This window comes from Nocardia sp. NPDC051463, from assembly GCF_040681975.1.
Taxonomy (GTDB): domain Bacteria; phylum Actinomycetota; class Actinomycetes; order Mycobacteriales; family Mycobacteriaceae; genus Nocardia.
Map to the genome: position 1 here is coordinate 64,372 of NZ_JBFBAB010000030.1, position 26,922 is coordinate 91,293.

Sequence of the window (26,922 nt, forward strand, 5' to 3'; positions counted from 1 at the left end):
ACCCGTACCTACTCGAACGTAAAGGACGAGCAGTTGAAGCTTCGTAAGACTGGACGCATCGCGATCGCCGGCCTGGCCATCGCCGCCACGCTGAGCATGACCGCTTGTGGTGGCGACGACAACAAGGACACCGCCAAGCCGGCCCGCACTACGACCAGCGCCAAGGCCGCGGCGTCGGCGAGCCCGAACCTGCCGCCGGTTCCGACCCCGTCGGAGTTGAACGCGGCACTGCAGAAGGCGCTGGATCCGTCGATCCCGAATGCCGAGAAGCTCGATATGGTCCAGGGCGCGCAGGCCGACCCGGAGCTGCCCAACCGTCTCGCCGAGGCCGCCAAGAGCGCCAACGTCCAGGTCGCCGTTACCGACGTCACCACTTTCGGTGACAGCGTCAATGCCAAGGCGAACTTCACCATCAACGGCCAGACCAATATCGTCGATGTGCCCTTCGTCGCCGAAGACGGCAAGTGGAAGGTCCAGAAGACCTGGGCCTGCACCATGCTGAGCAACCTCGGCCAGCAGTCGGTGGCCTGCACCAGCTAATTTTTTCGGCGGTCGGCCTCCGCTCCACGCGGGGGTCGGCCGCGCAGGCAACAAGTTTCGCAGGCGAACTATTCCGTTACTAGCTGCCCGTCGAGGCATCCGAATCCGCGACGGCACAACCGAACAGACGCGGGGGATGGGCCGGGCCCCTCGCGCTGATCGCTGGTTTACTCGGTGCGCTGTTCGCGGTGATCGTGCCATTGCTACCGGTTCGCGTGGACGCGGCGATGCTGACCTGGCCGCAGGCCGGATCCGCACGCAGCATCGAAGCCCCGCTGGTCTCCTATGCGCCACTGACTTTCGATGCCGCCCTGCCCTGCGCGGTGATCAACCAGCTCAGCGCGAAATGCGGCGTGCTCGCTGCCACCGGTCCGGCAGGCGCACCGAATCTCGAGCGGTACGGTTTCGTCGCGCGCGTGCGGCCGCCCCGTGTCGACACAGCCGCTCGACTCGACGTCGTGCTGCGAAACCAGGCACTGCTCAGTGTTTCGGTCGACGAACTGGTCGCCGATTGCGAGCTCATCGTGCACGCCGACACCACCGGCGCGACCGCCACCCTGGTCGGATTCGAAGCTCCCGGCTTCCCTGTCGTGCTCAACGGCGACTATGACTGGCGTCGCGATTGGGGCGAACTTCAGCAGTTCAGCAGGATCGATGCGACTGCGGCCCCGGCACGGCCGGCGACTACCGAACAAGACCACTCCGGACTCTGGACTCCCGGGCGCATTATCACCGACTACTGAGCACACGCCACCGATCGGAGCTCGCTGATCATCGCGGTGGGTAGGCGTCGAGGATCTCGGCGGGACGCGAGGAATCCCTATCCGGGATATTTCCGGCAGTGGGAAGTGTCGACTCGGCGTCGAGTGCCGTGTCGACACCCTTCGGGTATGTGGTCGACAGTTGGCCGATACGGCCGCGGTGGACAAATCTCTGAATGAGTCCATCGGGGTGGCTTCGTGAGACTGCCATAACGTTTGACCACCGCATTCGATAAGTCCGAGGCGGGGCGTATCGAGTTCGTCAAGCGACCGGCGGCAGTCGAGAAGATTACGCTCGGTGAAAATTGATGAAGACTTCGAGATGGTGCGGAATTAGGGTTTGTTGAACGCGACACCCGCTGGGGGAATTTCCGTCCGGGCTCGCAGCGAGGCAGTGTCGGAACAATTCATGAAATTCGTGGTCGCGCGTGGACTCGACATGGATGCCGAAACCTGGCCCGACGCCGATCGTGGCGAGTTGGAAGTTCTCAACCGCGCACTTGTCGACGAATGGAAACGCCAAGTCCAACAGCTGATCGACAATGCGTAGCGCGACGGGAGTGGGCTCGTCGGCCCGTCGACGCCCCTCGCCGCGCGCTGAGTAGATCGCCTGCAACCGCGGACGTGCAGCTGACCCATCGCTATCGGACCGCGGTCCGGGGCGGCTTCCGTAGCCGGCCCTATGCTGGCGGTGTGCGATGGTTTGCTGTGAGTTCGATGACGGTCTCCGACGGTCGTTTCGACAGCGGCAACCGGAGCGGGTAGCGGTGCAGAGTTCGATCGGCGCGATGGCAGCGGTTCTCAAACGCTTGTCGACCGCGATGAAGAGCCTCGCGACGCATCGTGCGGCTGCTGTATCGCACCCTGCCGGCGAATTGCACACATTCTCCCCAGCAGTCCGCAGCGTCGACGGCACAGGTCACGCCAGGGTTACCGAAGCTGGGCAGGCCTTCGAGCATGCCGATGGCGCAATCCACTCGACCGGTCAGCGGCACTCCGATAGTGGACCGCAACTCGTCGACTTGTCGTCGGTGCCGCCGGTCGGCGAGCTACTCCGTCTCGGGCCTGGTTTGAGCCGCGAGCTAGGAGCTATGAGCGAAGAATTGACGCATTTGCTCGCCGGGATGGAAAGAAAATTCGGTCCGTACCATTTGAAACTCGACAATCCCTACTATGGCGAAAATGTCGAGACGATCAGAGGAAAAACCGTCGGCATTCGAGTCAACAGCAAGATTTTCGACGGTGACAATGTGGTCGGCGACACTTCCGTTCTATTCTATCGAGATCATCAGGGTCGGCTGGTTGCCGAGCATTACCGTATATCTTTGAATAGAGATGCCCAGCGGAAGGGTTTCGCTGCGTCTTTTTGTGCGTCGATGGACGAATATTATCGCCGGTCCGGCGTCGATCGAATCGAAATGGAGACTATGCGCGATGGCGGTGCTGTGTGGCCGCGGTCGGGTTTCGAATTCATTAACGATAACCCGAAGCTCCTGGAAAAATCGGTGAGGTCCATCGAGGGTCGAATAGAGAAGATCCGTGATACGTGCTCGAGCGCCGAGCAGCAAAAACTTGACGCTATCGCCGAAAGATTCAAGGGCCGCGATCCCGTCGAATATCCGTCGGCGAACGAGCTTGCGAGCTTGACCGGTGGCGACCCACCGCTAGGGCAACGCCTGATGAAAGGATCCGTTGTGTACCTGACCAAGGCGATCTAACTACTTGTGATCGGCTGCCGGGTTCGCCTGACTTTCCGGGCCCGGCGCACGGCGTCGGTGGTGAAGACGGCGAGGGCGGCCCAGATCAGTGCGAAACCGGCCCAGCGCGATGCGGGCATGGGTTCGTGGGCGACGGCGACACCCCATGCCATCTGGAGGGCAGGGGTGAGGTACTGGAGCACGCCCATGGTGGACAGCGGAACGCGTTGTGCGGCAACGGCGAACAGCAGCAGCGGAACGAGGGTCACCGGACCGGTCGACATCATCAGCGCGGTATGGCCAGCGCCGGAACCGAATTCGCTGCGGCCCGACACCATCAGCACGACGACGAACGCCAGCGCGAACGGCGCGGCGACCATGCCCTCGGCGGCGATGCCACGCACTGCGTCGAGCGTGATCACCTTCTTCACCAATCCGTAGATTGCGAACGAACAGGCGAGCGCGAGCGCGATGACCGGTGGCCTACCGTAGTCGACGGTCAGCACCACAACCGCGAGCGCGCCGAGGCCGAGCGCGGCCCACTGCGCCCGGGCCAGCCGCTCCCGGAAGATGAGCACGCCGAATGCCACGGTCACCAGCGGGTTGATGAAGTAGCCGAGCGCGCACTCGACCACGTGTCCCGAGGTGACCCCGTACACGTACACACCCCAGTTCAGCGACAGCGCTGTCGAGGCCACCGCGGCCAGCCGCCAGGTCTTCGCGTCGATCCCGCGCATCTCGCGGATCCGGCCGTTGACCAAGAGCACGCCGATGACCAGAACCAGCGTCCACAGGATCCGCTGTGCGACCACCTCGGCCGGACCGGCGAACCTGAGCAGCCCGAAGAAGGCGGGGAACAGGCCCCAGATGAGAAACGCGCCCGCACCGAACACAACACCTGGGACCGACCTGCTTCGCTGCACGCTACGACCGTAGTTCTCGGTAGCCTTGCGGTCATGTCGATAACCGTGCAGGCAACGGGTGCCACCGGACTGACCACGGCGCAGGTCGAGCAACGTCGCATCGACGGGCTGACCAACGACGTCCCGGACCGGGCCAGTCGATCGGTGCGCGAGATCGTCAGGGCAAACGTCTTCACCAGGATCAACGCCATTCTCGGTGTGCTGTTCGTCCTGATCCTGGCCACCGGGTCGATCATCGACGGCATGTTCGGTCTGCTGATCGTCGCCAACAGCGCGGTCGGCATCATCCAGGAGATCCGTGCCAAGCGGACCCTGGACCAGTTGGCCATCGTCAGCCAGGCCAAGCCGACGGTGCGGCGCGACGGCAAGTCGCGCGAACTCGCGCCGCGCGAGGTGGTGCTGGACGATCTGATCGAGCTCGGCCCCGGCGACCAGATCGTGGTCGACGGCACCGTCGAGGAGTCCGCCCAGCTCGAGGTCGACGAATCGCTGCTCACCGGTGAAGCGGACTCGGTGGACAAGCGTATCGGTGCGGAGGTGATGTCGGGCAGTTACGTGGTGTCCGGCAGCGGCGCCTACCGCGCGACCAAGGTCGGTCGTGACGCCTATGCGGCGAAGCTGGCCGAGGAAGCGAGCAAGTTCACGCTGGTGAAATCCGAACTGCGCAGCGGCATCGACACGATTCTGAAGGTCATCACCTATCTGCTGATCCCCGCGGGCCTGCTGAGCGTGTACAACCAGCTTTTCTCCAGCAAGGAGAGCTGGCGGCCCGCGGTCAGCGGCATGGTCGCCGCGCTGGTGCCGATGGTGCCGGAGGGTCTGGTGCTGATGACCTCGGTCGCCTTCGCGGTCGGCGTGGTGCGGCTCGGCCGGCGCAAGTGCCTGGTGCAGGAGCTGCCCGCGATCGAGGGTCTGGCCAGGGTGGATGTGGTGTGCGCCGACAAGACCGGCACGCTGACCGAGAATGGGATGCGGCTGTCGGACATCAAGGCGCTCGGCGACGCCGAGGATGCCGAGGTGCGCAAGGCGCTGGCCGCCCTGGCCGCCGACGATCCGCGCCCGAACGCGAGTGTGCAGGCGATCGGTGAGGCGCTGCCCGACGGTCCCGGCTGGCAGTACACCGCGGTCGCCCCGTTCTCTTCGGCGAAGAAGTGGAGCGGGTACTCCTATGGCGAGCACGGCGACTGGCTGCTCGGTGCTCCCGATGTGCTGCTCGACCCGGAGTCGGAGGATGCGCAGGTCGCCGAGGAGCTCGGTTCAACCGGCCTGCGGATTCTGCTGCTGGCACGCAGCGACCGCGCCGTAGACGCTATCGACGCCCCGGGCACCGTCACGCCCGCCGCGCTTGTCGTGCTGGAGCAGAAGATCAGGCCCGACGCCCGTGCGACGCTCGAATACTTTGCCGGCCAGGATGTTTCGATCAAGGTGATCTCCGGCGACAACGCGGTGTCGGTGGGCGCGGTGGCCTCCTCGCTCGACCTCCCCGGCGGCGACCATGCGGTCGATGCCCGCGAGTTGCCCGATGCCCGCGACGAGCTCGCCGGTATCCTCGAACGCGAAACCACTTTCGGCCGGGTGCGTCCGGACCAGAAGCGAGCCATGGTGGGCGCCTTGCAGTCTCGCGGCCACACCGTTGCCATGACCGGAGACGGCGTGAACGACGTACTGGCGCTGAAGGATTCCGATATCGGTGTCGCGATGGGGGCGGGCAGCCCCGCGACTCGCGCCGTCGCGCAGATCGTGTTGCTGGACAACAAGTTCGCGACGCTGCCGTACGTGGTGGGCGAGGGGCGTCGGGTCATCGGCAATATCGAGCGGGTCTCGAACCTGTTCCTCACCAAGACCGTGTACGCGGTGCTGCTGGCCTTCCTCGTCGGGCTGGCCGGGGTGGGTTCGCAGCTCTTCGACTATGAGCCGATCCCGTATCCGTTCCTGCCTCGGCATGTCACGATCGCGGCCTGGTTCACCATCGGCATCCCCGCGTTCATTCTGTCGTTGGCGCCGAACAACGAGCGGGCCCGCACCGGCTTCGTCCCCAGGGTGCTACGGCTGGCCATTCCCTCCGGCGTGGTGATCGGCACCGCGACCTTCGTGGCCTACCTGATCGCCTATGCCGGACCGCACGCGAGCGAGCAGCAGAAGGAGCAGGCGGGCACCACGGCGCTGATCACGCTGATCATGATCGCGCTGTGGGTCCTCGCCATCGTGGCGCGGCCGTACGTGTGGTGGAAGGTCGTGCTGATCACGGCGTCGGTGGTCGCGTACCTGTTCCTGTTCACCGTTCCGTTCACCCGCCACTTCTTCAAGCTCGACCCCTCGAACATCCGGCTCACCACCGCGGCAATCATCTGTGGTGCCATCGGGATCGCACTCGTCGAAGCCGCCTGGTGGATCAGTGCGGCACTGCAGGGACAGCGCGGCCAACTGCTTCCCCCCGCCCCGAGCGGTGGCGCCCGGCAACTGGACAGGTGACTCGGCGCGCCGCGAGATACCTTGTGCGAGGCGAGCATTCGGTGTTGGAGTACCTTCTCGAATATGGAGGTACTGCTGCACCAGATCGACGCGTTCGCCGACGCACCGTTCTCGGGCAACCCCGCCGCGGTCATGCCGCTGTCGGCGTGGCTGCCGGATGCGCTGCTGCAAAATCTGGCCGAGGAGAACAACCTCGCCGAAACTGCCTTCTACACCGCGCAGTTGCCCCCGGACGCCGGCGCGCGACCGGGGGAGTGGCCCGCATTCCACCTGCGCTGGTTCACCCCCACCCTCGAAGTGAACATGTGCGGCCACGCCACCATGGCCGCGGCGGCCCAGGTTCTCGAAGACATCCACCCCGGCGAAGACCGGGTGAGCTTCTTCACCCGCAGCGGCTGGCTACATGTCGACCGGACCGACGACGACGAATACGTGCTCGATCTGCCGGCGCTCGAATCCAGGGAGGTAGAGCCCGATCCGGTGCTGATCGAGGCACTCGGTGTGCGCCCGGTGCGCGCGTTCACCGGATTCGACGAGGTGATCGTCCTCGGCTCCGAACAGGAAGTGCGCGACGCCCATCCGAACTTCGCGGCCTTCCCGCCGCTGCCGTTCGACGCGGTCATCACCGCCCGCGGTGAGTCTTGCGACATCGTGTCCCGGGTCTTCGGACCGGATCTCGGCGTGATCGAGGACCCGGTTACCGGATCGGCACATGCTCAGCTGGTTCCGCTGTGGACCCGCGAACTCGGCCGCACCGAGCTCACCGCCCGCCAACTGTCACACCGCGGCGGCAGCATGCGCTGCGAGCTCGTCGGTGACCGCGTGCTGCTCGTCGGCCGCTGTCGCCGCTACCTCGACGGCGTGGTGACGCTCCCGGACTGAGCGGCACGAGATCCCGGGTCGACGCTGCAGCAGGCACCGGGCGGCCGCGGGTGCTGCATCATGGTCACCGCTCGGGGAGCGGGCCGTCGTCCGGGCCGGACAGTACGACATCGTGCTGGTCCGGCAGCAGCGGGACTACAGCGAAGCTGCCGGAGACAGCGTCCGGCGGGAGGGCCTGGACGGCGCGGATTCCGTTCTGGACGGAAAGGTCTCGGAGGTGGGGGAGTCGGCCGCGGACGACGAGGCCGACGGTGCATGCGCAGTGCGTACGGAGGCGGGCCACCGAGATGGCGACAAGGTGGGCGGAGCGTTCGTCGGAGACCGGCGGCGCGAGCAGCTGCCAGGCCGCGTTGTCGGCCGAAGCTACGGCCACCGCGTCGCCCGCCGGGACCGCGACGGCGACCATCGGGGTATGGACCCGGGGAATCTGGACCTGATGGATCACCTGGGCGATGCGCAGGCCGCCGCTGTGGGCCGGAATCTGTTCGGGGGTCAGTGCTTCGGTGAACGACACCAGGGCCCAACGCTCGTCGGTATCCGCACCTGTGAGCGAGTCGTGTGCGCGGGCAAGGTATTCCGCGACCGGCTCGCCTCGCTCGGCGCCGAGCCGGTCGGTGGCGACGCCGGCGGGAACCGGCGGCTGCAGCGCGCCGAGCACCGCCATGACCGCGACCAGGCCGCCGGCCGCGGCGATGACGGCGAGAGCGCGCCACGGGCGGAACCGAGGGGCGGAGTCAGGCATTGCGCAGGACGTCGAGCGCGTTCTTCAAGTCCGCCGGGTACTCGCTGGTGATCTCCAGATACCGGCCGTCGGCGGGGTGATTGAAGCCGAGCGCGCGGGCATGCAGCCACTGGCGTTCGAGGCCGAGACGTTCGGCGAGGCGCGGGTCGGCGCCGTAGGTCAGGTCACCGCAGCAGGGGTGCCGGATCGCGGAGAAGTGCACTCGGATCTGGTGGGTACGGCCGGTCTCCAGATGGATGTCGAGCAGGCTGGCCGCTTGGAACGCCTCGACGGTGTCGTAGTGGGTGATGCTCGGGCGGCCGTCGGCGGTGACCGCGAATTTCCAGTCGTTGCCGCGGGCCCGGCCGATGGGGGCGTCGATGGTGCCGCTGCTCGGATCGGGATGTCCCTGCACGAGGGCGTGATACCGCTTATCGATGGTGCGCTGCTTGAAGGCGCGCTTGAGCACCGTGTATGCCCGCTCGGATTGCGCGACCACCATCACCCCGGAGGTGCCGACGTCCAGCCGGTGCACGATGCCCTGGCGCTCGTGTGCGCCGGAGGTGGAGATGCGGTAACCGGCCGCGGCCAGTCCGCCGACGACCGTCGGCCCGTGCCAGCCGACCCCGGGGTGGGCGGCGACGCCGACCGGCTTGTCCACCGCGACGATGTCGTCGTCGGCGTACAGAATGGTCAGGCCCTCCACCGCTTCGGCCTCGATCGTCAGTTCCCGCTTCGGTTCCGGGAACTCGACCTCCAGCCAGGCGCCGCCGACGAGTCGATCGGACTTGCCCGCGGCGACGCCGTCGAGCTGTACGGAGCCCTCCTCGGCCATCGCGGCGACCGCGGTACGCGACAGGCCCAGCAGCCGTGAGAGTCCCGCATCGACGCGCATACCGTCGAGCCCATCGGGCACCGGCATGGTTCTGGTTTCCCTCATGCCGCGTTCTCCTGTCCGGTGTTCTTCGGCTTGCTCTCGGTGTTCTTCGGCTTGTTCTCGGAATCGCTGCCGTCCGGCACGTCCCCTTCGGTCGCGGTGTCGCCACCGCGTCCGGTCCGACTGCCGTCGGGTTCGAACCCGAACACCGTCAGCACCACCAGCAGGACAGCGCCGCAGACGATCGCGGAATCGGCCACATTGAACACCGGCCACCAGCCGATCGCGACGAAATCGACCACATGACCCTGCAGCGGACCCGGTGCGCGGAACACCCGGTCGACCAGGTTGCCGAGCGCGCCGCCGAGCACCATGCCGAGCCCGATCGCCCACCACAGCGAGCGCAGCGTGCGCCCGATGCGGATTACCCCGATCACCACGCACGCGGCGACCAGCGTCAGCAACCAGGTCATGCCGGTAGCCATGGAGAACGCCGCGCCCGGATTGCGCACCAGCGACAACCGCGCGAAATCGCCGATGATCGATACCGGCTCGCCGGGTTCCAGCTGGGCGACCGCGATCGACTTGGTGAGCAGATCCAGCCCCAGCAGCACCGCCGCGATGATCAGTAGGGTCCGCAGCCGCAACGGTGCGGCCACCGCCTCGGTCGATAGCTCGGGAGTCGATGGCGTTGGTTGTGTCGGTGGCGCCGCCTCGTCGGCAGTGCCCTTTCGAGCCACCTGCGCGCTATCGCCAGTGGGGTCTTCCTCGGTCGGCCGGTCGTCACTCACGACGACCATCATCTCTCGAGCACGGATGGCCCTGTTGCACGCGGTCTCCTGCATGTCCCAGCTGACACTCAGGAAGCGGTCGTACTCTGATCCTCGTGACGGTGTTGTCTTCCCCCCACGGCCCGCGGGTCGCGCGCTCGGGCGTGCTGCTGATGGTGCTCGCGCTCGGGCTTTCGGCTTTCGGTGTCGGTTGCAGCGATGGGACCGAGGGGCGCAACGAATCCGACGGCACCGAGCCGCTCGGAATCGGTAAGGAAGTGACGGTGCCGATCTCGGCCGCGGTCACCACGGTCGTCTCGCCGGGCAGCGAGCCGCGCGCCCTGCTGCGCCCCAGTTACCAGGCAGGCACCGCGCAGCAAGTGACCTTGCACACCGACTACCGCATCGCGCAGCAGATCAACGATCAGCCGCCACGCGATTTCTCCACGCCCGCGCTCACCATCCCGATGACCGCACGGGCGGGTAGCGACGGCGTCGACCTCACCCTCGGCACCATCACGAGCCCGGACCCGTCGCTCGCCAAGGCGCTGACGGCCGCGGATGGTTCCCACGCCGGATTCGATATGAGCGAGCTCGGCGCGATCACCGCACTGCGCCTGGAGCCGTCGCCGGACACCTCGAACGCCGCGAGAGCCGCCCTCGAGCAGGCGTTCTATCAAGCGGTCTACCGCTCGATCGCGTTTCCCGACCAGCCGGTCGGCGAGGGTGCGGTGTGGACGGTCCGCCAAGAGGTGACCGGCGGTGTCGCGCTCGACCAGGTGACCACGGCAACGCTCACCAAACGTGACGGCGACCGGCTGACCATCGAACTCGAGGTGACGCAGCAGCCGCAGACATCGGTGTGGGCGATGCCCAATAACGCGGGCACGCTGGACATCCAGGACTATGTCATGCAGGGCACCGGAACGATCACCGTCGATCTCGGGCTGCCGCTGCCGGTCTCGGGTTGCATCACTGTCGGCGGGCATCAGGCCTATCGCGACGCGCGCAGCGCGAGCATGTTGCAGCAGACGATCAATACGCAGGTGACGTGGACGGAATGAGCCGATGAATCGCGGGTCCGATGGCTAGATCGGTGGGATCGGGCATTTTTGCCGGTGGCTGGTAATAGGCTCGGCCTGTCCGACACATCGCCTTCTACCGGAGGTCAATCATGTCCGATGTCAAACCCGTTCCCGATGGATATCCGGTGGTCTCGCCCGGATTGGCTATCGACGGCGCTGCGGCGGCCATCGATTTCTACAAACAGATTTTCGGCGCGTCGGAGCGGATGCGGATGCCCGGTCCGGACGGCAAGATCGCGCATTGTGAACTGATGTTCGGCAGTTCGGTCGTCATGCTCGGCGATCCCGCTCCCGATATGGGTTTCCTCGACCCGAAGACCGTCGGCGGAACTCCGGTCAATCTCCACGTCTACGTCGCCGACGCCGACGCCGCCTACACCGCCGCCCTCGCGGCCGGTGCCAAGCAGCTCACCCCGATAGCCGATCAGTTCTACGGCGACCGCAGCGGCTCGTTCGAAGACCCGTGGGGGCATCGCTGGACGGTGGCCACCCATATCGAGGACGTCCCGCCGGAGGAGATGGACAGGCGCATGGCCGAAATGTTCGGCACTTCCTGACCGGCTGCTTACCCCGGCACCACCGAATCGCCCTCGACGCGAACGTCCTTAGCGTCGAGGGGGCGGGTCGCGGGTCCGTTCACCACCGAGCCGTCCAGGCCGAACTTGCTGCCGTGGCAGGCGCAGTTGATGGTGCCGCCGGAGACGTCGGCCACCTTGCAGCCCGCATGCGTGCAGACCGAGGACAAGCCGACGAAGTTTCCTGCGCTCGGCTGGGTCACCACGGTGTCGCCGCTGATCACGCCGCCGCCGATCGGGACATCGGCAGTCTTGGTGATGGCATTTGGATTCGGTTGCACCGCAACGGTCTTCGGTCCCGGCGCCGCTGTGGTTGCGGGCTTCGGCGCGGGTGCCGCAGCGGAATCGCCGGTGCTGCACGCGGCGAGCGCGGCCGCGGCGGCCACCGCGCCCGCGCCTGCCACCACAGTGCGCCGCTGGAGGATGAACTCGTTGTTCGTCATGGGTCGATCTCCCTTCAGGAGGTGATGCCGTTCGGCCTCCGAGAACGGAATTGCCGTGGGCGCGCCGGTAGTCGGTGGGCCTGCGTCGCGGTGACCGACGGAATCGCCTGCGTCGGCTCGGTCTCCTTGGACATAGTGACGATGAGCAGGACAGTGGCCGGCCCGGCCACCGCCCGTAGGGTGAGCAATGGGCCCAGACGTTTCATAGGGTCTCCTCGATGCGCGGCCGTCGATAGACCGGCCGAAGCGATCTCTGAACCGCACGCTGCGCTGGTATCGCTGTCTCGCATTGTCTACGTGCTAGACCATCCGAACGGTTCGAACCGACATGCACGGCACCCGTCGATCGGCGTGTCATGCCTGTCTATTTGCCGGTCAGGCGGCTGAAAAGCAATCGGTACGCCGTGCGCGCGGTCCCCACGGATGCGCAGCGGACCGCGGACCGAGCTACGGAAACAGCCGTGCGCCGCGGGCCGAAAAGTGGGCGGCTCTCGAGGCTGTTCCCGGGGGGACGCGGCGCACGAGAGCGCGCGATACGGTGCGGCCGACCGGTGCTCGTCCGGGGTTGTCGCGCCGGACGATGAGCTGATATCAACCGGCGGTGGGTCGCGCTATTGGTCGTGGGCAGTGCCTCGGCCGTACTCGTGCTAGCGAACGGGTGCTCGCGCTGGTGTGTGCGGCGGGTGATCGGTGCAGTTCATCCGGTGGCGCGGGCGGTCGCGCTGTCAGTGCGGGGGCGCCTGCGAAGCCGCGGCTGTATTCGCGCTCGGAATCTATGCCCACGAACGCGCTGTCGACAGATGGCTATCGCAGTTCACCCGGTTGGGTGATCAACCGAGGCCGGCGGCGACCGTGGCTCACGGTGGGCGAGGCGGCGGCAAGCGCTCGGGCCGCACTGGGTGTCAGTTTCGCGCCCGCGGCGTGGGCTGCGGTGAAGGCGGGATCACCGAGGGCGGCCTGGATGGTGATGGTCGGGCCGTCGACGTCCGGGCGTTCGGCGGGGAGCAAGGCAATGCCGTTGGCGAGGCGGACGGCTTCTGCGGCGCCCAAAAGGTTTGCGGCGGTGTTGAATTCGCCGAGGCCTGCGGTGGCGGTGGCCAATCCGGCCAGGGCGAAAGCGGTGTCGCGTGGGGCGGCGATGCGTTGGGCGCCGTCGAAGGCGGCGAGCTGGAGGTCGAGTGCGGCCGCGGGCTCGCCGCGCTGCTCGAGGAGATAGCCGAGTTCGACTTGGAGCATGGGGACGAACAGCGGCGTCTCTTCGGCGTCGGGCGGAGTCAGTGCCAGCAGGTCGCGCAGGAGGTGCTCCGCGACATCGGGTTTGCCCGCACGCCGGGCGGCGAAGGCGAGCACCACCGAAGCGAAGATGCGCCCGGGACCATAGCCGTGCTCGGCCGCGATCCGCTGCGCCTGCGCACCGAGGGCGGTGGCGCGGTCGAAGTCGGTGTGCTGCATGGTGATCCAGCCCAGCCAGCACAGATGGGTGCACACCTGGCCCCACAGTTCCAGCTCCTGGGCAAGGCCGAGCGCCTCGGTGTGGATGTCGATGGCTCCGGTCAGATCGCCCGTCAGTTCCGCAAGGCCGCCGAGCCATTCGGCGGCCTGTAGTCGGCCCCAGCGGTCGTCGATCTCGGCGAAGATTCGTGCCGCCGAGCGGGCATTGTGCTCCAACGCGGTCAGATCCACCCGACTGTGCGCGGACTTCGCCAGCGCCACGTGCGCGACCGCGATACCCCAGCGGTCACCCAGCTGTTCACACACCGGAAGTGCTCGGCGCACCAGTGCTTCCAGTTCCGGTAGGTCGCCGGATTCCAACGCGGAGAAGGCGAGGAACAACTCGGCGCGAGCCCGCCCCGTCGGATCGTCGACGGTGTCATAGACCGCGAACACCGCGGCGCGCTTCGCGGCACCGTCGGTGAATTCGCCTTGCTGAAAAGCGAGTCCGGTATTCCACGCGAGAGCCGGTGCGCGATGCTCGGGCGCGCCACCCAGCGCGAGCGCGGCATCGAACCACCGCCGCGCCTCGTTCAACCGCCCACGCAGCAGCCAATACCAGGCCAGCGCATTCACCAGCCGCAGCGCATGGTCCGCGTCATTCGCCCGCACGAATCCGTCCAGTGCGGCCCGCAGGTTCGCATCCTCGCTGTCGAGTCGATGCAACCATCGCTGCTGGTCCGCGCCATACAGTTCTGGCGAAGCCCGTTCGGCCAGCCGCAGGTAATACCGGTGGTGGGCCCGAGCCACCGCGTCCGCTTCGCCCGCCTCCGCCAGCCGATCCATGCTGAACGCCGCCACCGACTCGAGCAGTCGAAACCGCCTGCCCGTGGCGTGCACCAGCGAGCGATCCACCAGTCTCGCGACAATATCCGCGACCGTGGACAGGTCGAGTCGGGTAACGGCGGTGTCACCGCCGATCCCTTCCGCACACACCGTTTCGGCGGCGTCGAGGGTGCAGCCGCCCACATGCACGGCCAGTCGGCGCAGTACTGCGCGCTCGTCGTCGTCGAGCAGACCCCAGCTCCAGTCGATCATTGCGGTGAGGGTCTGCTGACGCGGTGGGGCGCCGCGATGTCCGGTGGCCAGCAGCCGGAAGCGATCGTCGAGCCGGGCGACCATTTCGTGCACACCGAGCGCCCGCACCCGGGTCGCAGCCAACTCCAGGGCCAGGGGAATGCCGTCGAGTCTGCGGCACAGGATGGCGACCGGTTCGGCGGTGTCGGCGTCGAGGACGAAGTCGCGGGTGCTCGCACGGGCCCGGGCCAGGAAAAGCTCTACCGCGCTGGACTGTTCGAGTTCGGTGAGATCGGCACCGCGGGCAGGCACGGTCAAGGGCGCCACCGCGACGATGTCCTCACCGGGCAGTCGCAGCTGTTCGCGACCGGTCGCGAGGATGTGCAGGTTCGGCGCGGCGCCGAGCAGCAGTTCGGCGAGGTCGGCCGCGTAATCGACAACGTGTTCGCAATTGTCGAGGACCAGCAGCAGTTCCTGGTCGGCAAGTACCTCGCAGAGCAGCTCCGCCGGATCGGCGCCGTCGGTGGCTCGGATGCCGAGCACCTGCGACACTGCCTCGGCCAGCCAGGTCGACCCGTCGGTCGCGGTCGGCTGCAGCGGTGCCAGCTCGACCAGCCAGGCGCCCTGGGGGAACCGTTCGGTCAGTCCGGCGGCCGCGGCGAGCGCGAGCCGGGTCTTGCCGACGCCGCCGGGGCCGGTCAGGGTCACCAGTCTGGTGCCGGAAACGGTGTCGCGCAGCCGAATCAGATCCGAGTCGCGGCCGATCAGCTCGGTGCGCTGGGCCGGGATGTTGGAATTGCGCCGTCGCAGTACTGTTTCCGGTCGGGGCGCGGCGAGCTGGAGCTCCTGCCCCAGAATCGAGCGGTGTAGGGCAACAAGCTCCGGACTCGGGTCGAGACCCAGTTCGTCGGCCAACTGTCGGCGCAGGTCCTCGTAGCTGTCGAGCGCCTCGGCCTGGCGGCCTGCCCCATAGAGGGCACGCAAATACCCCGCGCGCAATCGCTCGCGCAGTGGGTGTTCACGCACGAAGGTCGCGAGATCGCCCGCCACCTCGCGATATTCGCCGAGTGACAGTCGCGCCTCCGCGAGTTCCTCGACAGCGACCAGCCGCTGTTCCTCCAGCTGGGCGATGGCGGGTTCGGCGAAAGTCGCGTCTCGGAAGTCGGCGTATGCGGGGCCGCGCCACAGATCGAGCGCTTCGGTGAGCGCCCGGACGCGCGCGGCCGTGTCCGTGGCCGCACGAGCGGTGGCCACCAGTGCGCGGAAACGCAGCGCGTCGACGTCGGTGCCGCCGAGGCGATAGCCGGGCGGTGGCGACACCACCAGCTCGCGGCCACCGGGCTCGGCATCCTCGAGCGCCCTGCGCAGCTGCGACGCCTTCGCCGCCAACGTGCCCGCGGGGTTTCCGGGCGGATCATCGGCCCAGATGTCGTCGACGAGCCGATCCGCCGAGACCGGCTGACCGCCGTTGACCAGCAGGTCTGCCAATAGCGCGCGCACCTTGGCGCCCGGAATGGGGACAACCGTGCCCGCCTCCGTCCAGACCGCCAACGGACCGAGCACACCGAAACGCATACCCGCAGCTTAAGCGGTCCCACACCGGTACTCGGCACCGGAATCCGACCGTAAACAAACCGGAAGGTGCACAGCCCAGAGTTGGTGCCAACGAAGAACATCGACCACTGAAGGAACCGACATGAACCTGCGCACCACATTCGTCGCCGCTGCCCTCGCTGCCACCGCGCTACTGTCGGGCTGCTCGGCCGCCGCCGAGGGGCCTGCGCCCGCACCGGCCACGACGCGCGCCTACGCCGATGTGAACGGTCTGCACATGTACTACGAGATGTACGGCACTGCGACCGCGCAGCCGCCGTTGGTGTTGTTGCACGGCGCGTTGTCGGGCATCGGCACCGACTTCGGTCAACTGATTCCGGAACTGTCCAAGACCCGCCAGGTGATCGCTATCGAACAGCAGGCCCATGGCCGCACCGCGGACATCGATCGGCCGCTACGCACCCCGCAGATGGCCGAGGACACCGTGGCGCTGCTGCACCAGCTCGGCGTGCAACGCGCGGACATCTTCGGCTACAGCATGGGTGCCGGTGTCGCACTGGAGATTTCGCTGAAGCACCCCGAACTGGTGCGCAAGCAGGTGCTCGCGGCGGGCGGCCTCGACGCCGACGCGATGCACCCGGGGCTGCTGGACGGCCTTGCCGAGCTGCGGCCCGACATGCTGCATAGTTCGCCCTTCTACACCGACTACATGAAGAACGCGCCGCATCCCGAGGACTTCCCGCGGTTGGTCGCGCGGGTGAAGGATCACGACCAGAACGCGTTGCCCACTTTCGCGGCGGCAGCGGTGCGCCGGATCACCGCGCCGACGCTGACGGTGATCGGCGACTCCGACATCATCAGGCCCGAGCACGCAGTCGAGATGTTCCGGCTCTTCGGCGGCGGCATCATGGGCGACACGCCCGCGGGCCTGCCGAACGCACAGCTGGCCATTTTGCCCGGCACCAGCCACGTCACCCTGGTGCATCGTCCAGAACTGTTGCTGCCGATCATCCCTGCCTTCCTCGATGCACCCGCCGAGGGCGTGCGATGAGTGAACTCGGCGATCGAACCGTGACTGCGGCGGTGGGCACCGACGAGCCGGGCACCGTACCGGGCCGGGCGGCGTCGAGCGCGCGGCCGGTACGGGTGACCCTGATCCTCGCCAGCACGCGCACCGGCCGATTCGGGCCGACGGTGGCGGGTTGGTTCGCGGGTCGGTTGCGCCGCCGTCGTGATGTCGAGCTGGACATCGTCGACCTCGCCACCGTCGGACTACCTGATCAGCTCACCGATCACGACGAACCGGTTCCCCCGACGGTGCGCGAATTGGGCGAGCGCTTGGCTGCCGCCGACGCATTCGTCGTGGTCACGCCCGAATACAACCGAAGCTTCCCGGCGGCTGTGAAGAACGCTATCGACTGGTTCGACAGCGAATGGGCCGCCAAGCCGGTGACCGTCGTCAGCTACGGCCGCGACTCCGACGGCAGCCAGGCCGCCGCCCAACTGCGACAGGTGTTCGGCGAATTGAATGCCGTTCCCATTCGCCGCACCGTCCCCATTGCCAAGGTGTGGCAGCGCTTCGCCACCGACGGCAGCTGGCCACGCCGCGACGCCGACCTCGACGAATCCGTCAACGGTGCGGTGGACCAACTCCTCTGGTGGGCCCGCGCATTGCGCGACGCCCGCGCCGGTACGCCGTTCGTGCTGTGAGAACGTTCCGCTCCCGGCGGCCCGGGCTCGACGAGTGGCGTCCCCCGGCGGTGCCGAGGCTAGCGGGATTCGAGTTTGAAGACCTGACGTGGGCGGCATTCGCGTTCGTCGAATGTGGCATCAACGCCCGCGCTGAAGACGGCGGCGAAGGCCGCCGAATACGTCTCGTCGCTATCCCATGCGGCCGTCGAGACGACGGCGTCTCCTTCGCTCGTCACCCAGCATTCGACGGACTGGCAGCCCGGTGTGGCGCGAAGGACCTCGCGGACTGTGTGCACCCGGGCGACAAACTCGTCGAAGTGTGCGGGCATCGGGTAGTGGAAGGCAACGAAACCGACTGTCATCCGACTCGCCTCTCGTCGGCGAGAGCATCGGTGCTCTCGCAATTTGATTGTGTAACAACGACTTTCAAATATACGGTGCCGTATACATCAATCTTAGCTCGCGCCGCGGTGGTGTCAACACCGGCCGCGGTACCGGCGGCATGGCCACCGTCACACACGCACCGCGCGGCAGTCGGATCGAGCGGAAACGTCGAAATTGCCTCCCGCGCCGCAGATCTCTTGCTCGGTCTCCCGCGACCGAGCCCCGCTCCCGCGCTCGGCAAGCAACCGGTGCGTCGTGTCGGCGACGCGCACCGATCGCACACCTCGACTCCGGTTGTCTCATGGGTTTGAGGGTTTTATCGATGATCTCTGCCTGAATAGGGTTTATGTTCAGAGAAGTCTCACTGGGAAGTTCAATGAGAAAATTCAAGGTAGGTGATCTCGTAAGAGAAAGGTTTCGGTATGGATGCCGACGAAGTGAAGCGCTACCTCGGTGAGAAGTTCGACGGTGTGGTGGTCAGCGGGTATCTGGGTGACAGTTTCTTCATCTACGACCCGGACGGCGACCTGCCTGCCAAGCGTCAAATCCCGTTCGCGACCATCGTCACCGGCGACAACTACGACACCGTCTCCGCGCTGGGACACGACGACGCGTACCGATTGAACATCTCCCTCACCAAGGACACCTTTACCGCGATGTTCGGACAGGTGCCCACTAGTCGCGGCGAGAACGGCACGCCGACTACCGATTACGACTACGCGGTCAGGGATCAGCTGATGCCGCACCCTACCTACGGTGCTCAGCATTGGGTCTGCGTCGTGAACCCGAGCGACGAGACCTTCGAGTCCATCGAGCCACTGTTGGCCGAGGCCTACCGGTTCACCACTCGCAAATATGCCAACTGGCACGCACGCCGGCGTTCGGTCGGACAACGGCAGGCCGACTGACCGATCGGCGGCGATAGCACGTCGCGACCGCACCTGCGCCGATGGATCTTGGTGGCGGACAGGAATATCCCTGCATGACAGCGGCTGGAAGGACCGGTCCGTGCGCGGCCGGTCCGGTCACCGTTGATTCGCTGCCGACCCGAAAGATCAGGTCCGTGCCCTGACGGTTGCGCAGCGCACGCCTCGAGGTGGCATCGTTGCATTGGTGCGCGGCTGCCAGGAGCGGGTAATCTGTCGGCAGCAGCTCTCAGGGCGAAACTCGAACGCCACGGGCGCAGGGAGAATGGCGTGGGCGAGCAGTTTTCGGCCGATCTGGATCGGCTGCGGGCCCTTGCTCCGGGGTTCGATCGAATCGGTGCGGAAGTGAAAGCGGCGGTCGAAGCGTTGAGGGCCGTCGTAGGCGATGAGGCCGCACCATGGGGTGACGACGACACCGGCAAGGCATTCGGCAAGTCCTTCGTCCCGGAACAACACCAAGCCCTGTCCGACCTGGACAGCCTGGTACAGGTGCTGCAGCAGGCCGGCGGCGACCTGCGCCAACTCGCTGACAACTTCGAGCACCAGGACTTCGCTGGTGGGCGGCAAATTCGCGACGCCGGTCTCGGGACCGGGAACAGCTCGACACGGTTCCCCGGCGGCGATGGCGCTGTCCCGGACCAGACCGACCCGAACGTCATGACCACTCCGATCGCTGCGCAGCCCTCCGCTGACGCCACTGCCCGTACGCAGCCGGCCGCCACAGCAGCCAGCACCCCGTTCGCCGCCGCGCTGCCGACATCCCTGCCACCCGGCACAGCGCCGACATCCGATCCGGCCGCCATAGGCACTCCGGATGGCGTACCAGCCACTGAACGTCGGCCCGGACAACAAGAGGGGAATCGATCCGACCCGAATCGACCCGGCACCGGCACCGGCGGCGGCACCGGCGGCGGCGGTGCGTCGGGGACGAGCCTGAATCCAGCTCATCGAGCAGACGCCCAACGCACCCCACCGGTGCAGGAAAACGCTCCGACCGCCACGCCGTCGGCAGGTGCGTCAGGGCGACCGGGTATGGCTGCGGCGGCGAAGGACGTGGCTGCCAGCACGGCTGAACCGTGGTCCAAGTCCGCCGCGGATCGACCCCCTCGCGTCGCCGTCCCCGGCTCGGGCGCATCCGACTCTCCGCCGCGCATGCCGGGCAGGCCCGCGGCACGACCGCCGCGGAAGGCCGACAAGCCGGACCGCAAGCCCGCGAGGCCAACGGTGGACGCTGTCGAGTCCGTTGCGGCCCGGCTTGCGCGAGAACTGTCCGAGCGACACAGCGTGCAGGCGTTCGGCTTCGATACCTTCGGCGTGCCCGACGAGGTGCTGGCCGAGATCGCCGCCGCAGTGCACGACATACTTCCGCGATACCCGGACATCGATGTCCGTGCCATCGGCATCGACGACCTTCCGGATGGCGAATTGACCCGCCTGGAGTGGGATTCGGCGCCGGAACCCACCACATCGGTGGATGTCTCCGCCGCCGACGACGCATCCGTGATGATCGTCGAGCCGACCGACCGGGTGTTGTTCACCGCACGGATTGTGCTGGCGGCACGTGCGGCGACCGACCCGAACTATCTGGAGCAGACCGCCGTGGCCGATAGTGCGGGTCCGCTCGCGCTGGGATATCTACGGCGACCGGTGTATTCGTCGATCGTGCGTGAGCTCGGTGGAGCACTCGATGTAGCGGGCGGCTTCCGCGCGCGCACCGCGGCAAGGCGTGCACTGATCACCGCGTACTTGCCGGGGTTGGATCCGGAGGACCGGGGTTCGCTGAACCGCACGGTGGCCGGTTTCCGAGAGTGGCGATCGCAGTTGAGCGGCCACAGCTTCCGTGGCGGGCGATTCGAGCCCGCCGCGGCGTTGGCCGAAGGGTTCACCGAAACGGCGATGAACGGCGGGCAGGCCGCACCGCCCGCGCGCGTCCTGCATCGCCTGTTGGTCGAGACTGCCCGCGAGCATTCGTGGCGGGCGGCCCGCCATGGCTTTCCCGGTTCGATGTGACTATGGGCTGGCGCTACTTGTTCTCGGTCGGTGTGTCCAAGCCGGCGTCGTGCAGGATCGTGGCCATGGTGTCAGGATCCACCGGGCGTTGCGGCGGATAGTCCGGTTCGATCGGGTTTTCCCGAGCGATCGGCAGCATGACGTCGTAGTCAGGGTCACCGGGATGGAACTCCTCGACGCCACGGTAGTAGACACCATCCTCGGTCCGGCCACGCAATTGTCGAAGGATAGTTACGCCGTCCTCGGCGAGCATAGGCGGGGCGGAGTCATCTGAGTACGCGGTCAAAGTAGTCCTTCAATCGGTTGGCGAGTCTTTCGTTCCCGAGGGTGAATTTAAGCATCTGCTTGGGATTGCCGTTCGTCCATGCGGCGAGTGCTTCTGCGAACGCTTCGGCGGGCTCGTCGTAGTAATCGTTCCACTTCTTCTTCTTTCCGATGGTTTCGAGGATGTCCTTGTGGAGACTGCGGAATTCCGGCTGACTGCTGAGCCACTCCCCACCGGTGCCGTACGCTGCGTCGGTGGCGTGCCCGAATTCGTGCCAGGTCACATTGTGGCTGCCGCTGCTGCCGCCGGAGTTGATGACGATTCGCCGCGGACCACCCATAAAGACACCCTGAACGGTATTCCAGCTTGTTCCCGGCGGACGGCCGTAGGGAGTATGGCCGTGCAGGCTCTCCGTGCCTGGCAGCTCCAGTAGTGGCCTGTTGCCGATGACGATGCCGCCACCGGGTACGGCATTCATGTATTCGCTGACGCGTTGGTAGATGCGATGAGGCACCCGGCCGAGTTCCTGCAAAGCCTGCCTTGTTTCCGGCGTCTGGTCCATGATGTCGACGAAAATGCCGCCTTCGGCGGGCGGGAAGGCGATGGTGAAGTCGTAGGCGCTGGACAGCTCTACTCGATCGCCTGGATTGAGCGTGACTTTCACACCAGGCGCGATCTCCTTGCCGTTGACGTAGGTGTGGTTCAACGATCCTTCGTCACGGATCCAGACCCGGCCGGACGGATGGACGCCGATACTGGCGTGCTGACGGGATACCTGTGCGATCTTGGGTAGCCCGGGGGGAAGGCTGGAGTTGTCCCGACCGAGCAACATCGGTTCGCCGCCGCGCACGATATCGAGGGAGATATCCCCGTGTGAGCTGTTGAGTTTCACCGGCAAAAGCCGCTGGGCGTTCTCGTGGTGGCCATCCGCGAATTGCGCTGCGCCGACCCATTCCCCGAAGCGAATCTGGTCGCCGGGACGGACCCGCAGAGGTCTTGCGTCCGGGTCGACCCTGATGTTGTCAACCCAGGTTCCAGCCGTGGAATGCTCATCGCGCAGCCACAACTGGCCGTACTCGTCACGGAAAATGGTGGCGTGTTCCGGGGACACCGAGGTGTTGGCGGCGAATTGATTGGACATCGGCAAGTCGGCGCGACTGCCGATCAGTACCTCCTCGCCGCGCCGAATCGCCAGCACTGGGCCGTTCTCGTGGTCGGACAATCGCAGGACAAGGGGCGCTTCCTCACCCATTTGAAGTCGGGTGGAGATCCCTTCGAGCGTCACGTTGTCGTCGGCGCGCAGGTACCGCTTTTCGCCTGGGGGTACCCGCTCTTCGTTGACCTTGACCTCGGCCCAGCTGTTCGGGTTCGGGTCGTGAACCCAGGTCCGACCATCGGTGTCGCGCCCGAAAGTGATTTCTCGCCCGGACAGCACCTTGCCGTCGCGCGAGATCAACACCGGGTGGCCTTGTAGTTCGTCGATGTTGACCCGGATTTCTTGTCCAGGCTCCAGGTCGATCGGAAGTCTTCGTCGGCTCCCGGTGAAGTGCAACGCGGCCGGCGGGAGTTCGGGACGCTGCTCACCTCCGAGACGCGCTGCACCAACGAACTCGGGACCGATCCGGACATTGTCGCCTTCGGTCAGCGTGACTCGCTGGTTCGGTGTGATCTTGTCCCCGTTGACCCACACTCCCTCCGACCCCGGATGATCGCGAATCCACAGCCTGCCGTCGTGGTCCAGGCCGAGCGTGGCGTGGCGTTCCCCGACACCCCGGACCCCGCGCAGTTGCGTTGCGAAGGGAGAGTTTTCATCGGTGCCGATCGGGACCGACCGTCCGGGGTCGAGTCGCACCGGTATCGCGTCCGGGCCGGTGCCGAACTGCAGGTGGACTGGACTCGCGCCGATCGCCGCATCCGGCGGTTGGAACTGCGCCTCATCGCGATATCCACCGAGCTGTACGCGGTCGCCTGGTTCCAGTGTTTGCCGTACCCCCTTGGTGAGTTCGTTGTCGTTCACCCTGGTGCCGTTGGTCGAGCCGCGATCCTCGATCCACACTCGGCCGTTCTCGTCCATGCCGACACGCGCATGATTCCCAGAAATAGTCATGCGTTTGGGTGCGTCCGGGTGCACCATGCCACGGCCGATATCGGTGCTCTGCCCTCGATACACCTTGAGTACAGGCCCGTTATCACCGAACAGCCGTACTTCTGCCATCTGACGTTGGAAATTGACACCGACCTCGAGCTTGCGACCGAGCACGATCTTCTGACTGTCGTGGATGCGCACCCAGGCGCCGCCGGCCACCTGCTTGCCGTCGACAAAGGTGCCGTTCTTCGACTCGTTGTCGCGAATCAATACGTGGCCTTGCTCGTCCACCTTGATCGTCGCGTGCTGGCGCGAAATGGCATGGTCGGAGGCTGCGTGCTGAAGCAGCGCGCCATCGCCGCGTCCGAGCACATACTCCTGGCCCGGAATCAGTCGCAGCGGGACTGCGGCACCGTCCGGGCCTGTCAAAACCACTTCTACATAACCGCCGTCGGGATGGCGGTAGAACATGGTTTGTCCTGCTGGAGGTGGAGCCGCCGCCATCCGGTTGTCGTCGCCGTAGGCTCGTCGGTGATCCGGCTCCACGCGCGGAAGCGCTCGAGTCGGCGGTCCGTCATAGGTCGGTTCATCGGCTGGACGCAGCCCGTTCTCATCGCGTATGAGTGGAGTGTCATCGGGTGGCTCGTCGACTAGGCGCAGCCGTCTGTCAGGCGGTCGTTGCTCCGGTGTCGCCGGAACGTCGACTTCTTCGCGCACCGGCGGCTCGACCTCGCGAATCCGCGGAATGCCCGCAACGCCGTCGTCTCCGGTGTGGCGTGAGGATGTTCGCGGTCGGACACCCTCACCGAGGGGCGGAGGTCGGTCGTTATGTGGCGTCGGCGACACCCCTCGGTCTCCACCATCCGTCCTTCGATTGTTGGATTCCTGTGCGGGAGTGCGTGATTCACCTGCATCACGCGGCGGTGACACGGGCCCAGGGGTGTGCGCGGGCAGGCCGGTGGCACCAACGGCATGCTGCTCCAACATGTCCAGCCGCTGCAGCATGACCTCGTGCCAGTCCCGCCGCCCCGCGGCGAAGAACGCCGGGCGCAGCTCTTCGACCCGCTGTCGGATCTCCTGCACGTCCGATCGTGCGAGAGAGTGGTCCTTCCAATGGATCTCACCGTTGGGCCCGTGTTCCTGGAATTGCTTCGAGAAGGGACCGATCACTCCGGCGTCCTCGAAGGCGCGGCGATTGTCGATTCCCCACACGTCGCCGGTGCGATCGACTGTCCAGTGCTCGGAGCGGCCCGACATACCCACCAATGTGTCGAGGACGCCGAGGCGCATTCCGGAGGGCGTGCCGTGGAACCGCGTCTCCGCGTGCCGATCGCGTGGATACGCTTCCTGCGCAGGCTTGCCGGGGGCGATCTCCACGTAGACGTGGTCACCGACAACGTGCACCAGGGGCACGCGCGCCCCCACCGCCTCGCCGACCATCGACGCCAGGAATTCCGCGTGCGCGTGCTGCCGATTCGACACCACCTCGTGGATCACCTCGGTGCCGCCGTGGAAGGTGAGCCTTTCCACCACTTTCGCCGAGTCTCCCGCAGTGCTGGTCCGCGCTATCGTTTCGACCCGCGGCGGTTCGCCGGAGCGCAATAGTTCGTTGATGTGAGCGGCGAACTCCCGGTGACGCGCCGCGAACGGGGACGATGCGCCGCCTTCACGAAACGCATTGCGGCCCGCCTGGTGGACCCGTAATCCGCTGAAGGCCGCGCCCGCGAAGCCGCCGCCGAAGCCCGTGATGGCACTTTGGCGAACCATTTTGAACACGTCGCCGATGCTGTGAATGTCTTCGTGGTAGATGATCAGCGAGGGCACTGCGCCGACGACGCCGCCTGTCACGCCGCCCCCGGCGCCGATCATCATGGTGCCGCCCACGTGCGCCGAGAGGCGGCCCACGTTGGTGGTTGCTCGGCCGCCCAACCAGTCCAACATGCGCGGAGCGATCCGTCGGCCGACCTCCGCGCCCGCGATGCTGCCCAGCACGCCCCCGGCGAGCAGTTCCAAGAACGAGCCCGTGTCGAACCCGTCGCGGATACCGCCGTTGATGTCCCATAGTTGGGCGCCGACGCTGGTCACCGCACTGGTCAGAGCGCCGATTTTGGCGGCAGAGATGGCTCCGTGCAGTGCGGCGCGGCGCGCGGTGCCGGCGGCCGCGTTTTCGGCCACTGCCACGGTGAGCCGCGCCGCCGTCGCGCGCATGGCCTGCTCGGCGGCCAGCCGGTCGGCGACCGCTTTCATCCCGCCGCCCTGAAAGAACAGCAGCGCGTCGTAGGCTAGCTGTGCGCCGAGGACGATCCCCGAAATGATCAGCAGATGCTGCGTTTCCAGGGTGGAATCAGCGAGGTCGTGACACTGTTTCCCCATGTCCAGGCAGACCGCAGCCTGATTGCGCATAGCCACCGCGACCGTGCGGTGCCGGTCGGCCAATCCCTCTTGGGTGGCGCCATCGATCGCTTGCTCGACTCGACAGGCTTCGGCCTCGTACTGATCGGCCGAGTCGTTCAGCGCCTCACCGGTCTGCCGATACGCATCACCGTGGCACCGCGTGCCCGCCACGCTGGTATCGGGCCAATTCCCGATGACGAGGTCTCGCACGGCGAAAGGGACCTCGGCCAGCAGACTGCTCGCGTCCATCGCAGCCCGCCTTCGTGCCCCACCAACTTTCTCCGGAAAAGTGTAGGTAGTTCCCGACTACACCAATTATTCCCTCTGTTGGGAATGGTGATATTAGGTTAAGTCACCGCAATCGCGGAGCGGTGGACCCGGTCCCCCTCATCACTGTGGTGGCCGGGTCCGCCGCATTCCGCGTCGTCTATCCGCGGGCGATGGTCTCGAAGACCTTCGGGTCGACGAGGGTCGAAGTATCGCCGAGTTCTCGGCCCTCGGCGACGTCGCGGAGTAGACGGCGCATGATCTTGCCGCTGCGCGTTTTCGGGAGTTCGGGGACGATATGGATTTCGCGTGGGCGGGCGATAGGGCTGATCTCCCTGGACACTTCGGCTTTCAGTTCGGCGATCAATGCCGACCCGGTGTTGTTCGCGCCCGCGGTGAGGATGACGAACGCGACAATGGCCTGACCGGTGGTGTCGTCGCTGGCACCGACGACGGCGGCCTCGGCGACTCCGGAGTGCCCGACGAGGGCGGATTCGACTTCGGCGGTGGAGATGCGGTGGCCGGAGATGTTCATCACGTCGTCGACGCGGCCGAGCACCCACAGGTCGCCGTCGGTGTCGAGCTTGGCGCCGTCACCGGCGAAATACCAACCGGCGTCGGCGAATCGGTCCCAGTAGGTCTCCCGGAACCGGTCCATGTCGCCCCAGATGCCGCGCAGCATCGACGGCCACGGCTGGTCGAGGACGAGCAAACCGGAATGACCGCTGTCGAGTTCGGTGCCCTCGTCGTCGACGATCTTGGCCGAGATGCCGGGCAGCGGAGCCATTGCGGCGCCGGGCTTGGTCGCGGTGACGCCGGGTAGTGGGGAGATCATGATGGCGCCGGTCTCGGTCTGCCACCAGGTGTCCACGATCGGAGTTCGGTTGCCGCCGATGACATCCCGGTACCAGCGCCAGGCTTCCGGGTTGATGGGCTCGCCGACGGAGCCGAGCAGTCTCAGTGAGGACAGGTTGTGGGCGTCGGGGATCTCGCGGCCCCACTTCATGAACGTCCGGACCAGGGTAGGAGCGGTGTAATAGATGGTGACGCCGTACTTTTCGATGATGTCGAAGTGTCGGTGCTCGTCGGG

The 26,922-nt window shown here is 66.5% G+C and carries 23 protein-coding genes; 12 read left to right on the forward strand and 11 right to left on the reverse strand.

Annotated elements, in window-relative coordinates; genetic code table 11:
• Positions 1-33 precede the first annotated feature (33 nt).
• The 4 genes from AB0M74_RS29305 (at position 34) to AB0M74_RS29320 (ending at position 3,019) form a co-directional block, all read left to right on the forward strand.
• On the forward strand, positions 34-540 hold the full coding sequence (locus AB0M74_RS29305; RefSeq protein ID WP_366529518.1) for a hypothetical protein: 507 nt from the start codon (positions 34-36) through the stop codon (positions 538-540).
• Between the two features lie 188 nt (positions 541-728).
• On the forward strand, positions 729-1,283 hold the full coding sequence (locus AB0M74_RS29310; protein ID WP_366529519.1) for an arabinosyltransferase C-terminal domain-containing protein: 555 nt from the start codon (positions 729-731) through the stop codon (positions 1,281-1,283).
• A 427-nt stretch (positions 1,284-1,710) separates the two neighbouring features.
• Complete coding sequence (locus AB0M74_RS29315; RefSeq protein WP_366529520.1) at positions 1,711-1,851, forward strand: hypothetical protein; 141 nt, start codon at positions 1,711-1,713, stop codon at positions 1,849-1,851.
• Between the two features lie 217 nt (positions 1,852-2,068).
• A complete protein-coding gene (locus AB0M74_RS29320) occupies positions 2,069-3,019 on the forward strand; it encodes a hypothetical protein (RefSeq protein ID WP_366529521.1) in 951 nt (316 codons plus the stop codon).
• Here AB0M74_RS29320 and rarD read toward each other — a convergent pair.
• Positions 3,016-3,921, reverse strand: coding sequence for an EamA family transporter RarD (gene rarD / locus AB0M74_RS29325; RefSeq protein WP_366529522.1), 906 nt, complete (start codon positions 3,919-3,921; stop codon positions 3,016-3,018). The two genes, AB0M74_RS29320 and rarD, sit on opposite strands and share 4 nt — an antisense overlap.
• A 33-nt stretch (positions 3,922-3,954) precedes the next feature.
• Here rarD and AB0M74_RS29330 point away from each other — a divergent pair, with 33 nt between their 5' ends.
• Together AB0M74_RS29330 and AB0M74_RS29335 are read left to right on the forward strand one after the other, a co-directional pair.
• Positions 3,955-6,393: an HAD-IC family P-type ATPase gene (locus AB0M74_RS29330; protein ID WP_366529523.1), complete on the forward strand. Its 2,439-nt coding sequence runs from the start codon at positions 3,955-3,957 to the stop codon at positions 6,391-6,393.
• A gap of 63 nt (positions 6,394-6,456) precedes the next feature.
• Positions 6,457-7,275, forward strand: a complete 819-nt coding sequence (locus AB0M74_RS29335; RefSeq protein ID WP_366529524.1) for a PhzF family phenazine biosynthesis protein — start codon at positions 6,457-6,459, stop codon at positions 7,273-7,275.
• 64 nt (positions 7,276-7,339) lie between these two features.
• On the opposite strand, the gene AB0M74_RS29340 is transcribed toward AB0M74_RS29335, so the two are convergent.
• From AB0M74_RS29340 to lspA, 3 genes are read right to left on the reverse strand one after another with little or no spacing between them, the layout of a single operon-like run.
• Positions 7,340-8,017: a hypothetical protein gene (locus AB0M74_RS29340; protein WP_366529525.1), complete on the reverse strand. Its 678-nt coding sequence runs from the start codon at positions 8,015-8,017 to the stop codon at positions 7,340-7,342.
• Entirely contained in the window at positions 8,010-8,936 is a 927-nt protein-coding gene (locus AB0M74_RS29345; RefSeq protein ID WP_366529526.1) for an RluA family pseudouridine synthase, read from the reverse strand. Before AB0M74_RS29345 ends, AB0M74_RS29340 begins: the two co-directional genes overlap by 8 nt.
• A complete protein-coding gene (lspA, locus tag AB0M74_RS29350; RefSeq protein WP_366529547.1) occupies positions 8,933-9,673 on the reverse strand; it encodes a signal peptidase II in 741 nt (246 codons plus the stop codon). Before lspA ends, AB0M74_RS29345 begins: the two co-directional genes overlap by 4 nt.
• An 86-nt stretch (positions 9,674-9,759) precedes the next feature.
• Between lspA and AB0M74_RS29355 the strand changes: the two genes are divergently transcribed.
• Both AB0M74_RS29355 and AB0M74_RS29360 read left to right on the forward strand, forming a co-directional pair.
• Entirely contained in the window at positions 9,760-10,707 is a 948-nt protein-coding gene (locus AB0M74_RS29355; protein ID WP_366529527.1) for a hypothetical protein, read from the forward strand.
• 110 nt (positions 10,708-10,817) lie between these two features.
• Entirely contained in the window at positions 10,818-11,285 is a 468-nt protein-coding gene (locus tag AB0M74_RS29360) for a VOC family protein (RefSeq protein ID WP_328411443.1), read from the forward strand.
• Positions 11,286-11,293: 8 nt separating this feature from the next.
• Here the strand turns inward: AB0M74_RS29360 and AB0M74_RS29365 are convergent, their stop codons facing one another.
• The 3 genes from AB0M74_RS29365 to AB0M74_RS29375 all read right to left on the reverse strand — a co-directional run bounded on the left by AB0M74_RS29365 (position 11,294) and on the right by AB0M74_RS29375 (position 15,829).
• Positions 11,294-11,746 carry a Rieske (2Fe-2S) protein gene (locus AB0M74_RS29365; RefSeq protein WP_366529528.1) on the reverse strand — a complete coding sequence of 151 codons (453 nt, stop codon included), beginning with the start codon at positions 11,744-11,746 and terminating at the stop codon, positions 11,294-11,296.
• A gap of 14 nt (positions 11,747-11,760) precedes the next feature.
• Positions 11,761-11,952, reverse strand: coding sequence for a hypothetical protein (locus tag AB0M74_RS29370; RefSeq protein WP_366529529.1), 192 nt, complete (start codon positions 11,950-11,952; stop codon positions 11,761-11,763).
• 598 nt (positions 11,953-12,550) lie between these two features.
• Positions 12,551-15,829 (reverse strand): BTAD domain-containing putative transcriptional regulator, encoded by a 3,279-nt coding sequence (locus AB0M74_RS29375; protein ID WP_366529530.1) that lies wholly within the window; start codon positions 15,827-15,829, stop codon positions 12,551-12,553.
• 121 nt (positions 15,830-15,950) lie between these two features.
• Here AB0M74_RS29375 and AB0M74_RS29380 point away from each other — a divergent pair, with 121 nt between their 5' ends.
• Together AB0M74_RS29380 and AB0M74_RS29385 are read left to right on the forward strand one after the other, a co-directional pair.
• Positions 15,951-16,859: an alpha/beta hydrolase gene (locus tag AB0M74_RS29380; protein WP_366529531.1), complete on the forward strand. Its 909-nt coding sequence runs from the start codon at positions 15,951-15,953 to the stop codon at positions 16,857-16,859.
• The gene (locus AB0M74_RS29385) at positions 16,856-17,518 is read left to right on the forward strand and encodes an NAD(P)H-dependent oxidoreductase (RefSeq protein WP_366529532.1); all 663 of its coding nucleotides are present in this window, start codon (positions 16,856-16,858) and stop codon (positions 17,516-17,518) included. Before AB0M74_RS29380 ends, AB0M74_RS29385 begins: the two co-directional genes overlap by 4 nt.
• Before the next feature lie 59 nt (positions 17,519-17,577).
• Here AB0M74_RS29385 and AB0M74_RS29390 read toward each other — a convergent pair whose 3' ends face one another.
• The gene (locus AB0M74_RS29390; protein WP_366529533.1) at positions 17,578-17,862 is read right to left on the reverse strand and encodes an antibiotic biosynthesis monooxygenase; all 285 of its coding nucleotides are present in this window, start codon (positions 17,860-17,862) and stop codon (positions 17,578-17,580) included.
• A 444-nt stretch (positions 17,863-18,306) separates the two neighbouring features.
• Between AB0M74_RS29390 and AB0M74_RS29395 the strand changes: the two genes are divergently transcribed.
• Complete coding sequence (locus tag AB0M74_RS29395) at positions 18,307-18,792, forward strand: DUF6194 family protein (protein ID WP_366529534.1); 486 nt, start codon at positions 18,307-18,309, stop codon at positions 18,790-18,792.
• A 288-nt stretch (positions 18,793-19,080) separates the two neighbouring features.
• On the forward strand, positions 19,081-20,820 hold the full coding sequence (locus tag AB0M74_RS29400) for a hypothetical protein (RefSeq protein WP_366529535.1): 1,740 nt from the start codon (positions 19,081-19,083) through the stop codon (positions 20,818-20,820).
• Between the two features lie 13 nt (positions 20,821-20,833).
• On the opposite strand, the gene AB0M74_RS29405 is transcribed toward AB0M74_RS29400, so the two are convergent.
• From AB0M74_RS29405 to AB0M74_RS29415, 3 genes are all read right to left on the reverse strand, one after another.
• Entirely contained in the window at positions 20,834-21,037 is a 204-nt protein-coding gene (locus AB0M74_RS29405) for a hypothetical protein (protein ID WP_366529536.1), read from the reverse strand.
• Between the two features lie 49 nt (positions 21,038-21,086).
• A complete protein-coding gene (locus tag AB0M74_RS29410) occupies positions 21,087-25,814 on the reverse strand; it encodes an FHA domain-containing protein (RefSeq protein WP_366529537.1) in 4,728 nt (1,575 codons plus the stop codon).
• 178 nt (positions 25,815-25,992) lie between these two features.
• Positions 25,993-26,922 (reverse strand): AMP-binding protein (locus tag AB0M74_RS29415; protein WP_366529538.1); only part of this gene is annotated, 930 nt, incomplete at its 5' end.